We start from the raw sequence: 13203 nt of genomic DNA on the forward strand, positions 1-13203 counted from the left end.
TATGGCTTCAGCAAAGAATTCCTCAGCCGCTTTGCGGCAAGCATGGAGGATGGTTCGGTATTTCCCACTCTGCCGACCCGCTACCGCATCATTGAGGACGACCTGCCTCCCGATCTGGGCATTGAGGTGATCCCTTGTCCGGGGCATTCCCAGAGCGATCTGGTTCTGGCTGCTGCTCACTGGGCCGTCACCGGGGATGTGCTGCTGCGCGGAATTTTTCAGTCACCATTGCTCGATGTCGATCTGCTCAGTGATGAACGTTTCCGCAATTACGACGCCTATTGTGCGACCCTGCTCAAACTCGCGACACTGCGTGGCAAGACCATTCTGCCTGGTCATCGTTATGCCATTGAAAGTGTCGATGCCAATATCATTTTTTACGTCACCAAGCTTCTGGCGCGCGGCGCGAAGGTCAAGCAGATCGACCCGGCGCGCTCCGTCGCCGAAGTCGCTCAGGAACTCCTTGCCGGCAAACCATGTCCACCATTTGCCGTTTACCTTAAAGCCTCGGAGCTGGTTTTTATCCGTGACTTTCTCGATCAACCCGATGCGCTGCGCCAGGCACTGGAGACCATCGGTCTGTTTTCGACGGTTGCCGATCTCTACGACGCGGCACTGGCGCCGATCTGAATTGAGGACACTATGCAAGATTTACTGTTTGCACCGCTAACCATCGGCACCCTGACATTAAAAAACCGCATCATGATGCCGGCGATGCATCTGAACATGTGTCGCAACTTCAAGATCACAGAGCGCCTGCAGGCATTCTACGCCGAGCGGGCACGGGGTGGTGCCGGACTGATTTGTGTCGGCTATGCCACCATCGATGAAATGTCCGGACAACCCGGCAATATCGGCGCCCACGAGGATGATTTTCTGCCCGGACTGACCCGCCTTGCGGCAACGATTCAACAGGCTGGTGCCGCCGCCTGCGTCCAGTTGAATCACGCCGGACGCTACAACCATTCCCTGTTCCTCGGTGGCAAGCAACCGGTAGCGCCATCGCCGATTGCCTCGCGCCTGACCCAGGAAGTGCCACGGCCGCTGGAGGAAGCGGAACTCGCTCAGTTGATTCAGCATTTTTCCGCCGCCGCCCGGCGCGTCCAGCAGGCCGGTTTCGATGCGGTCGAAGTGCTGGCCGGTACCGGCTATCTGATCAGCGAATTTTTGTCCCCCCTGACCAATCAGCGTCAGGATGCCTACGGTGGCGCCCTGGAAAACCGCATGCGCTTCGGGCTGGAGGTGATCACCGCCATCCGCAAGGCGATCGGCACGGATTTTCCCCTGCTGGTGCGGATCAACGGCAACGACTTCATGGCGGGTGGCAATAGTCGTGATGAGCTGCTGATTTTTGCCAGGCAGCTGGTGGCCGCCGGGGCCGATGCCCTCAATGTCAATGTCGGTTGGCATGAAGCCCGGGTACCGCAGATTGTCACCAAGGTTCCGCGCGGCGTTTTTGCTTACCTGGCCCGCACCTTTCGCGAACAGATCCCGGTACCGGTGATTGCCGGTCATCGTATTAATGATCCGACCATTGCTCGTCGACTGCTGGCAGAGGGCTCCTGCGATATGGTTGCCATGGGGCGGGCTCTGATTGCCGATCCGCAACTGCCGGAAAAAGCGCGCACCGGCCGTGAGCAGGAGATTGTCCACTGTGTTGCCTGTGCCCAGGGCTGCTTCGACAACCTGTTTAAACTCAAAGCGGTCGAATGTCTGTGCAATCCACGCGTCGGCTACGAAACCCAAACCCGCAGCCAACCAACCGAAAACCCGCAGCAGGTCCTGGTTGTCGGTGGCGGCGCCGCCGGTATGAGCGCGGCTCTTGCAGCTGCTGAGCAAGGACATGGGGTCACTCTGTGCGAACGCAGCACCCACCTTGGCGGCCAGTTGCCACGCGCCGGCACTCCTCCCGGCCGTGCGGAATTCTCCGTTCTGGCTGAAGATCTGCAACGGCAACTGGCCCGTCACCCCATCAGGATTCTACCCGGCACCGAGGTCGACGCATCCTTTCTGCGTCAGCACCGACCTGACCGTTTGATCCTGGCCACCGGCGGCAGACCCATCACGCCACCGATTCCTGGAGCTGATCTGCCCCATGTTGTTCAGGCCTGGGACGTTCTGGCAAAAACCGTGGCCACCGGTCAGCGGGTGGTGATCATCGGCGGCGGTGCGGTCGGTATTGAGACGGCCCTGTTCCTTGCTGAACATGGCACCATGTCAGCCACCGATCTGAAGTTTCTGCTCGTTCACCGCGCCGAACCATTGGAAGAGCTCTACCGACTGGCAACCCGCGGCAGCAAACAGATCACCCTGGTTGAAATGATGGATAAGCTCGGCAGCAATTTTGGCCGTTCAACGCGCTGGGGAATGCTGCAGGATCTGGAACGCTTCCATGTAACCTGCCTGACCCAAACCAGGGTTCAACAGATCACCCCCGGCGGGGTAACGATTGAACATGACGGCGAGACAACGGAGATCGCCGCCGACACGGTGGTGCTGGCAGTCGGCACCAGCAGCTGCAATCCCCTTGCGCAGATCGCTTCCGCGTTGCAGATCCCCTGGCAGCTGGTTGGTGATGGACAACGCCCGGCCATGGTCTTCGATGCCATCCATCAGGGGTTTGCGGCTGGCCGGAGTATTGCGTAGTTTCTGTCCGGAAACCGCTCTTTTCCACAATCTCTGCGTCAATCAGCGCATTTGATTGTGCGGCGTAAAGTACTACGCCTCCGCTCAAATGCTTGATTTCCTTGACCTTGCGAAAAATTTCTGGTTTCCAGATCAGAAACTTACTTTAATTTTTACCGGAAGGGAGGACCTATGACAAACGACAGCGCACCTATCACCACCCATGTCAACGATAGAATTTTGCGGATCGGGATTGCGCGCCCGGAAAAACGTAACGCCCTGACCATGGCGATGTACGATGCCTTGAGCGCAGCACTGGAGGCCGCCGAACAGGATCAGCAGGTGCGGGTCATTCTGCTGCACGGCACAGCCAGTTGCTTCACCAGCGGCAATGACCTGTCTGATTTTGCCCAACACCCGCCGCAGGGAGAAAACAGCCCGGTGTTTCGTTTCCTGCGCACCATCAGCCAGACAACCAAACCCCTGCTGGCCATGGTCAGTGGTCCGGCGGTCGGTATCGGCACGACCTTGCTGCTGCATTGCGATCTGGCTTACGCCGACGAGACGGCGCGTTTTCAATTGCCCTTCGTTAATCTGGGCCTGTGCCCGGAGGCGGCTTCCAGCTATCTGCTGCCACGGCGGATCGGCCCGCAACGGGCCACAGAAATGTTGCTGCTGGGCGAAATGGTCGATGCCGCAACAGCCCTGGAATACGGCTTGATCAATCAGCTCTTCGACTCTGCGACCCTGGAAAATCAGGTTCTCGCTAAGGCGGCCAGGCTGGCAGCCCAGCCACCGGAGTCCGTGCGTCTGACCAAATCCCTGCTCAAAGCGCAGCACATACCCTTCATTGCCGACATCATGCGCAAGGAAGGCGAACTGTTTCTGCAGCAGCTGGCGAAACCGGAAGCACAGGAAGCCATCAACGCCTTTTTACAGGGGCGTAAAGCGGATTTTTCGCCATTCTCATAAATATCGACAGGAGACGACCATGATCTTTGAGCTGACCGACGAACATAAATTGATGCGCCAGATGGTGCGCGACTTCTCCGAAGCGGAACTGGCACCTTCTGCCGCTGAACGGGATGAAAACGAACGCTTTGATCGGGAACTGATGTACGACAAACTGGGAGAGCTTGGTTTGACCGGGATTATTTTTCCGGAAGAGTATGGTGGGGCTGGTGCCGACTACATCAGCTACGCCATTGCGGTGGAGGAACTGTCGCGGGTCTGTGCGTCAACCGGCGTCACCTTATCGGCTCACCTTTCCCTCGGCGCCAATCCCCTGTTTATGTTCGGCAGCGAACAACAGAAACAGTGCTATCTCAAACCCCTGGCGGAAGGACGCACCCTCGGCGCTTTCGGTCTGACCGAGAGTGGTGCCGGCTCTGACGCCGGTGGTACCAGAACCACCGCCGTGAGAGACGGCGACACATGGGTACTGAACGGCAGTAAAAATTTCATTACCAACGGTGGTGAAGCTGAAACCTACATCGTCTTGGCGCGCAGTGACAAAAATGCTGAAAAACATCGGGGCATCAGCGCCTTTATCGTAGAAAAAAACACCCCCGGTTTTTCCTTCGGCAAAAAAGAACGGAAAATGGGGATTTGTTCTTCACCCACCATGGAACTGGTGTTTGACAACTGCCGGATTCCGGCCGACAACCTGCTGGGCGAAGAAGGGCAGGGGTTCAAGATTGCCATGAAGACCCTTGACGGTGGGCGAATCGGCATCGCCGCCCAGGCGCTTGGCATTGCCCAGGGAGCCTTTGAGGCCGCAACCAGCTACGCCAAAGAGCGCAAGCAATTCGATCAGGCCATCCATAACTTTCAGGGGGTTTTATTCAAACTCGCTGACATGGCAACGGAGATTGAAGCCGCCCGCCTGCTGGTTTATCAGGCGGCCTGGCGAGCCGGCAATGGACAAGCCTATGGGCAGCAGGCGGCAATGGCCAAACTGTTTGCCGCCGATGTCGCCATGCGGGTTACCACCGAAGCAGTTCAGGTGCTTGGTGGTTACGGCTATACCCGCGATTTTCCGGTGGAACGGATGATGCGCGATGCCAAGATCACCCAGATCTACGAAGGCACCAATGAAATCCACCGCCTGGTTATCGGCTCGGCGCTGACACGCTAAAGGTTCACAGAGGGACATTGCCCCTGCTATCTCCCCCACCTCCCCCTTTTCCTTTGGGTGGCTTTTCGTCATAATGTCCCACAGACGAATTGCAGTAGCAGGAGTCCTTGCCATGGCTATTATCATCAGTACGCGCTGCAGCGGTTGTGGTGCCTGCCTTAGCGCATGCCCTTTTGGTGCCCTGACCCTGACCACCGACCAGCCTCGGGGGCGCGGTAAAAAAAGAGCCGTGGTTGACCACGCACTGTGCTGCAGTTGTGGCGGCTGTATTGATCAATGTCCCTTATGTGCCATGACCATCAGCTTAAAGTGACTAAAGCCTGACACCGCCGGAATATCGAGTAAAATGAAACAGCAACACGATCTCAAGGTGCCACCATGGCTTAAAAACCCTGAAGGCAAGCCGCGCCGGGTTGGCATCGAACTGGAGATGAGCGGTCTTGACCTCAATCAGCTGGCTGCCATTGTCGCCGATTTCCTTCAGCTCGAGATTACCTCCGATGGCCGCTATGCCCGCATTCTGCGAGGTGACGCTGCCGGCGAATGGGTGGTTGAACTGGATTTTAATTTGCTCAAAAAAATGGGGCGCAAAAACCGCGATGCCAGTACCCTGGAAGGGGGACTCGAAAATTCCGTTGAAGAAGCCATTGCCTGGGCCGCCGAGAGCATTGTCCCGATGGAGATTGTTTCACCACCGCTGCCCTTTGACCGCTTACCGCAGGTAGAAGATCTCATTGCTGAACTTCGCACGACAGGGGCCAGGGGCACCTCTGATCATATTGTCAACGCTTTTGGCATGCAGCTGAATCCGGAAATTCCAGCCACCGATCCGGCTATCATTACAGCCATCCTGAAAACCTTTTTATGTTGCTACGACTGGATTGTCGAGCGGACCAATGTTGACCTTACCCGCCGCATTACCAGTTACGTTGACCCTTTTCCCCATGAATACATCCTCAACGTGGTCAACCCCGCTTACCAGCCTGACCTGGACACCCTGATCGACGACTACCTGCAGCATAATCCGACCCGCAATCGCGCTCTGGATATGCTTCCCCTGTTTCTCCATCTTGATAAAAAACGGGTGCGTAATGTCACCGCTGATGAGCTGATCAAGCCACGCCCGACCTTTCACTATCGCCTGCCCAATTGCGATATCCATAAAGCTGACTGGGGCCTTCATCTTTCCTGGAACGACTGGGTCAGAATGGAAGCATTAGCAGCGGATAGCGAGCGACTCAATGCCTGCTGTGAACGTTTCCAGCAGCTGCAGCGCAATCCATTACGGCGCTGGTTCGGCGATTGGCCTGAAGAGCTTGAAAATAAATGGCTGGCACCCTAAGCAGACCCGATTGCCGCCCATCGACCCGGCGCAGATTGCTGACGCGGCTTGGCATGATACTGCTGCTCCTGCTCCTGGCCAGCGGCGCCTGGGGGTGGTGGACCTTCGTCAGCCCGTTCAATTATTCTCCGCCCAGCTCCACTGTTGTTGAAATAGACGCCGGCGAGCAGCGAGTTTTTGCCTACGGTACCCTGCGTAATCCGCTGGTGCGCCTGCTCATTACCCGCGAACTGACGGACTCGACCCCGGCACATCTGCCCGGCTACCGCAAACAGGGACTTGATATTACGGAAGTTGGCTCGGCGAAAACCAAAGGAGTGGTCTTTAGCGTAACCCCACAAGGGCTGCGACGTCTCGATCGCTACGAACGGCTGGGAGAACGCTACCATCGTCTCCAATTAACCCTGGCGGATGGCCAACCCGCATGGGTTTATCAGCGGCTATAAGGGAGCAGACCTGGGACCGCAGATAGCGCTCAGATTCCCTGTCGCTTTCGGGTTAACATAACCTCTGAACTACTGCTCTGTTCGAGTTTTATATTTATTCAGCATTTCCAGCGGGATGTGACAGTAATCAGAAGGGCATCGTTCCAGACGATCCTGGTGCTCCTCTGCACTTTTTACATATTGAACCAGAGGAAGAACCTCAACGACAATGTTTTCCGCATCGGCTCTGGTATCAATAAACCGCTGAGCTTTTTCCAGGTGTTCCGGAGCCCTACTGTAGATTCCTGTCCGATATTTCAACCCCACATCTTCTCCCTGTCGGTTGACACTATAGGGATCAATAATTTCAAAAAAACATGTCAACAGTTGCTCCAGCGTCGTGAGATCAGCGTCAAAGAGGGTTTTCACGCACTCGGCGTAACCATCATACTCACCATCAAGGGAATTGGTCCTGCCATTGGCCCGCCCGGCCTCGGTCAGGATCACCCCTGGCAGGGTTTTAACAAAGGCCTGAACGCCCCACAAACAGCCACCGGCAAAATAGATGGTCTCAAGTCTCATAGTGCTTATCTCTGCTCCAGCAACCCTTGAAAAGCCGGGCTGGAATAGCTGGTCGTCTCCGTGTTGTGGTGGATAATAAAGTACGCGGCAATCTGGTGTTCTTCGCAGAACTGCCTGCCGCGATGCTCTCCCATTACCATCAATGCCGTTGCCAGAGCATCCGCCCGGGCAGCAAGAGGATCAAGAACCGTTGCTGAGGCAAGTTGATGTTGGATTGGCTTGCCGCTGACCGGATCGATGGTATGAACATAGCGCCGGCCGTTTTCCTCGTAATAATTTCGATAATTCCCTGAGGTCGCCAGAGCGATATCGGTCAAGGGGAAGATTGCTGCTACCTTGCGGCTGCTGTCCAACGGCTGCTCAATGGCAATGCGCCAGGGACTGCCATCGCTGCGCACCCCCCTCATTTTCAGCTCACCACCAATTTCTACCAGGTAATGTTCGATCTGCAGCTGGTCAAGGTAGTGGGCCAGCAGATCAACGGCGTATCCTTTGGCAATAGCTGCGAAATCGATCCGCAGCTGCGGATTTTTTTTGCGAATCGCCGCAGGATCGCGGCGCAACTGCAGATTTTCGTAACCAACAGCGGCGAGAACCTCAGCTATCTGCTCAGCGGTAGGGGGTAAAGATTTCCGCGGTAGTGCGCCGAAGCCCCAGAGTTCGACCAGGGGCCCGACACTGACATCAAAAGCCCCATCCGTCAGACGGCTGATCTCCAGCGCCAATGCAACCACCCGCGCGGTATCTTCACTGACTGGAAACCAGTCGTTGCCGGAGAACTGATTAAAACGGGAAATTTCTGATGAAGGATCATACGTCGACATCAGCGCGTTGATGCCATCAAGGCGCTCCTGCAATCCAGCCTTGATCCCGGCTGCATCCGGAGCGTTGCTGGAACGCAATGCAACGGACCAGGTGGTGCCCATGGTCTGCCCTGACAACTGCAAATAGGGGTCCGTTGCCGGCTGCTGCTGACAGCCTGCTACTGACAGCAGAACAACACAAGCAATCAACAACAAACGCAAAATGACCCTCATCTGCTCCTGATCCTGCCGTGCCAATCAGCTAACGCCGCGAGCAGCTCGCGTATCTGCTCCTGTATCTTGCCATCAACCAGAGTCCCCTGTTCGTCAAAGCTGCGGCTGAAGGCATGGCAGAAGATTTCCGGCTTGTTAAGGGGATGCAGATTGAGGTAAACGCAAACCTGGCGCAGGTGATACTGGGCCCTGGCACCCCCCTGGCCACCACCTGAACTCATGATCGCCACCGGCTTGCCCGCCAACAGATGATTGTCCGGTGCCCGCGACAACCAGTCGAGGGCATTTTTGAGCGCCGGGGCCAGGGAATAATTGTATTCCGGACAGGCCAGCAACAGAGCATCGGCCCCTTCAGCCTGGTTCATCAAGGTCAACACCGCTTCAGGTTGATCGTGCTGATGATCGGCATTAAAAAAAGGGATTTCACTCAGATCCGCTGTTTCTATCCGCATTCCCTCCGGGGCGCAATTCTGAGCCCAGCGCAGTAGTCCCCGGTTGGTCGAGGCTTTACGCAGGCTGCCACTGATCCCTAATATGTTGATCGTTTCCATAGGCGAATATCCTCATCTGTTGGTGTTTGTCGTTGGCCACATTCTGACCCACGAGTTCCCTGCTAAAAAAGCAACTTAATCCTTTATTATTGACCTGAGACAATGAGTAAGTATTTATTTTTCATGTTGACTGTCTTCTGTTTCTGTAAGAATCTGGGCATCCGAAGCGAAAACAAAACTTCGTTCTATTTTTTCGATTCACGTCCTGATAAACCATGAATTATTGAAAACTGGTCTCTAAAAGTAGCACAGAATGATCCTGAAAAGGATCAATAAGCCGATGGCCTTCAAGCCTCGAACCAAACATTAATGAGGTTTCTCCATGAGTCATTTTCGTAATCTATACGCCTGGCTGTAAAACACTTCTTTTTGGCTCCTCGTCACATCGCTTGCGCCCGCCGCCGCAGCCCTGGCGGGATTTTCTGATAACCCAGGGTTTGTAAGAAAGGGAGTTGAGCGCTGGATACAAAATCAAATTTAAGGCGGGACAAGAGATAAAAAACAACCTGTGCCAAACTGATCACTAGCGAAATATCTCGTCCATACTGATGGTTACGCCACGTTCATTATTGTCAAGCAGCATTATTCCCGCTAGACTTACCCCACATTCCCCACCGACATCTCTATAAAGTTCTATATCGGCAAACGGAGGGATGTAGTCCAGCAGGCATTTTTCGACGGATACGCAGCGTAAAAACCCTTATCGCCTTAACTGACAAATGAAAAATATCTGTAACTATTCACTGCTGTCCTTACGCAGGGTCGGGGTTCCTGTGGCAAGGGTGTTTGTCGCCATGAATGGCTACAACAAGCGGTCATGGATGACGAAAAGCGCCCCTTGACATAGGATCCCCGAGCCGGTGCTGAACAGATACAAATATCTTTCAATTCAAGATTAAGCTGGCAGCCACAAGCGAAGTCAAGTTGGGTCAGTGTAGAGTGATAAAAGAAACTAAAACAGAACCCTTATCAGCTTTTTGCTGACTTATCGACCATATAACCTCCATCAAAAACACGGTGGAGACATGCCGGAAATTCTAAATTGGAAGTGGCAATATGAATAAGTTAAGACAGTTTTTGGGCAATCTGCGGTCGAGCTTCTGGTTTATGCCTTCTCTTATGGTCGCGGGCAGCATTGCCTTCGCGGTTGTGTTAATTGAAGCAGACTCGGCCGGCTTCAATACCTGGCTGAGTCAGTGGTCACACTTTTTTGAAGTAGGTGCCGACGGCGCGCGCCAGATGTTGTCCACGCTTGCGGGTTCAATGATGACGGTTATGGGCATCACCTTCTCCATGACCCTGTTGGCACTGGTACAGGCGTCAACCCAGTACACCTCCCGCATTTTGCGGAACTTCATGCGCAGCCGTATCACTCAAATGACACTGGGGGTTTTCGCCAGTATTTTTGCTTATTGCCTGATCGTGTTACGCACCATTCGCGATAGTGGCGGTGTAGACGAATTCGTGCCGACTCTGGCGGTATTCTTCGCCTTTTTAATGTCGCTTGGTGGCGTGGGAGTTCTAATCTATTTCATTCATCATATTGCCTCGTCTATCCAGGCATCCAGCATCATCGCCTCTGTCGCTCAGGAGACCAACGCTTCCATTGATCGACTACTGCCGAAACAACTGGATAAGGAGCCCGATGCAGATGAAGACCGCAATCAGGACCTCGGATTACAGGATGAGCGGACCTGGTATCCAGTCCTGACAAATGAAAGCGGTTACATTCAAAGCGTGGATATTGATGCGCTGTTGCATCTGGCGGAGGACAACAGGACCATCGTGCGTATGCAGCACGGCATCGGCGCGTTCGTTGTGCAAGATACAGCCCTGGCATTACTCGCCCTGACTTACCCACCAGACCAGGAGATCATTAACGCGCTTAATGGTGCTTACAGTATTGGCCGCCATCGTACCGTTGAACAGGACCCGGCTTTCGGTATTCGACAAATCGTGGACATGGCCATTAAAGCACTTTCTCCCGGGGTCAATGACACCTCAACGGCGGTGATGTGCGTCGATTATCTGACATCGATTCTGGCTCGGCTGGCTGGTAGACAATTTCCACTATCGTACCGTTACGAGGGAGAAACGCTGCGCGTGGTGGCCATCGTTCCGAGCTTTGAGGGTCTATTGGCTGAGGCCTTCGATCAGATTCGGGGTAGCGCCGAAGTGAATGTTGCCATACTGGTGCGCATGCTCGGCGCCCTTGATACCATCAGCAGCCTGACGATCAGACCCGGCCACTTACGAGCAATCGACGAACAGCTGCAATGTATTGATGAGCTGGTTAATCGCTGCATCGAATCCAGTTATGATCGCGCGCGGTTGGAAAGGCGGCTGGCGGCGGTGCGCAAAACGCTGAAAGCTCAGTTTTCTTTATACGCGGAAGGAGAAAAAGTATAGTGCTATGCAAACGAGTCGGGCAATGCCACAAAAACCGTTTATCGCATACCGGTGGGGGATGGCAACTTGACGCCGGATTTGGTAGCGCAGTTTATTGACGAAGGATTTGTTTACGGAGATGCATTGCCTCGGTTTATTGAAAAAAGTTTCAACTTCTCTGACTTGACAAAATTAATTAGATTGTATAATTATATACAATTTATTGTAGATATAAATACAAGGATATGTGCTTAATGGTACAAAATGAATACAGACCCGACAAAGACAAACTTCTCGACAATCTGAGGGCGTGGAATAGAGTGTTGCGGCGGAAAGTTCAATTGATCGCTTGTGGTGGCACGGCCATGACTCTACTAGGCGTTAAAGCATCAACAAAAGACGTCGATTTCATGGTGCCAGACGTTAGGGAATACAACTACCTGATAAAGCAATTACAAGCAATTACAAGCAATGAGCTACACGCCAACCACTGGTCCCGGTTGGCAACGCAAAGGCGAAGCTTTTCATTATGACCTGTTTCGGGGCAACAACATTCACACAATTGGATTACTGGAATCGCCCTTGGAGGCTGGACGAAACAAACGACTTGTTGAATTCTCGAACCTTTATATTGGCATCCTGAATGATTATGACTTGATATCCAGCAAACTGATGCGCGGCACTAGGGTAGACTATGAAGATTGCGTGGCGCTGGCAAAGTTTCATAAGGACGAGCTGGATCTTGAAAGGCTTGCAGCCCACTTTCATGAAATGGTCAGTTTGATATTGCGGAACTTCGATTAAAACCAAACATAAACATCTTCCTGGAATTACTGCAGGAGGGCACACAAAATGACTGACGAAAAACTCCTCAAAAGCCTATCCAAACTCGGATTCTCAATGTTTGAGCCGAGTGAAGAACTTGAGGTGAACGAAACCCTGGCCAAGGTAGTCGAGAGCAACGACTCCCGGCTTTGGGAGGGGTTTCCCGTTCTTTTGGCTAGCGCAGGAGAAAGTTATCAGTTCTCTACAGACAAGGTTAAACAACAACTCTCCTCAGAGGGGCTTAAAAAACGGTATCACCGCCTCCTCTTACTCTCGTCGGCAGTCTACGCCTATTACCACTTGTCTTTTTCGTGGTTGACCAAGCTAACAAAAACGTTTTCCAACGACGACAAGAACCGTGTCAAAGCCTGGCAGAAAGCCTTTGCCAGCGGCCACGCACCGGAATGGTCAAATGACGAGGTCGATCCGGAGCGCGTCAGGGGTCTATTTGAGCTTTATTTTGAGCAGAAAGCTGAAAAGGATCGTAGGCGCAAGGACCGCTATGACGAATTCTCTTTGGAGTACGCTCTGTCACAAGTTTTCTCACCTAAGCAGAAGGAGCTATTTAGAAAGAAGCTGGAAGGTGATCCGCTGACCAAAACCGAGCAGGAATATTACTCACGAACCGTAAAAAAGAAGGTGGTAGCACTCGCCAACTCTGAGATGCATAGCTTAGCCAGAAAATTACTGGAGCAGTAGTGCCGAAAATCCCCACTTGGTGATCCGGGCGGGGATTTCTGATAATTCAGCACTTCTTGAACACGAACACCCCGCTTGAGGATTCAGACCGGGTTTTCCTATATTGCGTCTATTTCAATTTCAGGAACCAAGTTGGCAGTTCCCAGAGCGATAGACAGATGACCGGCTTATTCAGTAATCGTCTGAGTATTCCGGTGAAAGTGGGCCAGTCGTTCTGATTTAAACTGGGCCACCTGTCGGAGCGAAGTGATTTGCCCAAGAAGTGTTGATATTCCCTCTTTATTAAGGAGCCTTGGATCCCGGCAAAGACTGTGCGGCAAGATCGAATGTATACGATCCCTCAAAAACCTTCTTTTCCTTGCCGGCAATTTGCTTAGACTTGTTGATGATCAGAGCATCAGCAAAATCAGCTTCTTTTCCCTTCACCGGTTTTGCGTTTCGGTAATCGGTAAGTGCCACCCATACGGCCTGACCATCTTCAAACCTGATGTTCGGCTCCTGAAACAGCGACTGAAGAACAGCCACCAATTCGTCCTTATTCAGCTGGTACTTTTTCCCTCGCAGTGTCCAGATCGTTTCAACAAGTACGACA

At 53.4% G+C, this 13203-nt stretch carries 14 protein-coding genes; 10 read left to right on the forward strand and 4 right to left on the reverse strand.

The genetic code is table 11. The features are described from left to right. The 7 genes from AC6F7T_RS10580 to AC6F7T_RS10610 all read left to right on the forward strand — a co-directional run. Window positions 1-630 (forward strand): MBL fold metallo-hydrolase (locus tag AC6F7T_RS10580; protein WP_500718666.1); only part of this gene is annotated, 630 nt, incomplete at its 5' end. A gap of 12 nt (window positions 631-642) precedes the next feature. Then, window positions 643-2646, forward strand: coding sequence for an oxidoreductase (locus AC6F7T_RS10585; protein ID WP_500718668.1), 2004 nt, complete (start codon window positions 643-645; stop codon window positions 2644-2646). Between the two features lie 171 nt (window positions 2647-2817). Then, window positions 2818-3597 carry an enoyl-CoA hydratase-related protein gene (locus AC6F7T_RS10590; protein WP_500718670.1) on the forward strand — a complete coding sequence of 260 codons (780 nt, stop codon included), beginning with the start codon at window positions 2818-2820 and terminating at the stop codon, window positions 3595-3597. A gap of 19 nt (window positions 3598-3616) precedes the next feature. Further along, complete coding sequence (locus AC6F7T_RS10595) at window positions 3617-4762, forward strand: acyl-CoA dehydrogenase family protein (protein WP_500718672.1); 1146 nt, start codon at window positions 3617-3619, stop codon at window positions 4760-4762. 112 nt (window positions 4763-4874) lie between these two features. Next, window positions 4875-5075 carry a 4Fe-4S binding protein gene (locus AC6F7T_RS10600; protein ID WP_500718674.1) on the forward strand — a complete coding sequence of 67 codons (201 nt, stop codon included), beginning with the start codon at window positions 4875-4877 and terminating at the stop codon, window positions 5073-5075. Window positions 5076-5108: 33 nt separating this feature from the next. Next, on the forward strand, window positions 5109-6104 hold the full coding sequence (locus tag AC6F7T_RS10605; RefSeq protein WP_500718676.1) for an amidoligase family protein: 996 nt from the start codon (window positions 5109-5111) through the stop codon (window positions 6102-6104). Next, window positions 6089-6550 (forward strand): gamma-glutamylcyclotransferase, encoded by a 462-nt coding sequence (locus AC6F7T_RS10610; protein ID WP_500718678.1) that lies wholly within the window; start codon window positions 6089-6091, stop codon window positions 6548-6550. Before AC6F7T_RS10605 ends, AC6F7T_RS10610 begins: the two co-directional genes overlap by 16 nt. Before the next feature lie 69 nt (window positions 6551-6619). Here AC6F7T_RS10610 and AC6F7T_RS10615 read toward each other — a convergent pair whose 3' ends face one another. Genes AC6F7T_RS10615 through AC6F7T_RS10625 form a run of 3 tightly spaced genes read right to left on the reverse strand, consistent with a single transcriptional unit; the run spans window position 6620 to window position 8699 of the window. Next, window positions 6620-7111, reverse strand: coding sequence for a peptide-methionine (S)-S-oxide reductase (locus AC6F7T_RS10615; RefSeq protein ID WP_500718680.1), 492 nt, complete (start codon window positions 7109-7111; stop codon window positions 6620-6622). Window positions 7112-7116: 5 nt separating this feature from the next. Continuing rightward, complete coding sequence (locus AC6F7T_RS10620) at window positions 7117-8148, reverse strand: FAD:protein FMN transferase (protein ID WP_500718682.1); 1032 nt, start codon at window positions 8146-8148, stop codon at window positions 7117-7119. Continuing rightward, window positions 8145-8699 (reverse strand): NAD(P)H-dependent oxidoreductase, encoded by a 555-nt coding sequence (locus AC6F7T_RS10625; RefSeq protein ID WP_500718684.1) that lies wholly within the window; start codon window positions 8697-8699, stop codon window positions 8145-8147. Before AC6F7T_RS10625 ends, AC6F7T_RS10620 begins: the two co-directional genes overlap by 4 nt. Before the next feature lie 1056 nt (window positions 8700-9755). Between AC6F7T_RS10625 and AC6F7T_RS10630 the strand changes: the two genes are divergently transcribed. From AC6F7T_RS10630 to AC6F7T_RS10640, 3 genes are all read left to right on the forward strand, one after another. Further along, the gene (locus AC6F7T_RS10630) at window positions 9756-11108 is read left to right on the forward strand and encodes a DUF2254 family protein (protein ID WP_500718686.1); all 1353 of its coding nucleotides are present in this window, start codon (window positions 9756-9758) and stop codon (window positions 11106-11108) included. Window positions 11109-11558: 450 nt separating this feature from the next. Beyond that, window positions 11559-11891: a hypothetical protein gene (locus AC6F7T_RS10635; protein WP_500718687.1), complete on the forward strand. Its 333-nt coding sequence runs from the start codon at window positions 11559-11561 to the stop codon at window positions 11889-11891. Between the two features lie 48 nt (window positions 11892-11939). Then, the gene (locus tag AC6F7T_RS10640) at window positions 11940-12611 is read left to right on the forward strand and encodes a hypothetical protein (RefSeq protein ID WP_500718689.1); all 672 of its coding nucleotides are present in this window, start codon (window positions 11940-11942) and stop codon (window positions 12609-12611) included. 282 nt (window positions 12612-12893) lie between these two features. On the opposite strand, the gene AC6F7T_RS10645 is transcribed toward AC6F7T_RS10640, so the two are convergent. Then, window positions 12894-13203 (reverse strand): hypothetical protein (locus AC6F7T_RS10645; RefSeq protein WP_500718691.1); only part of this gene is annotated, 310 nt, incomplete at its 5' end.

The sequence above is a fragment of the Pelovirga sp. genome (assembly GCF_059864205.1).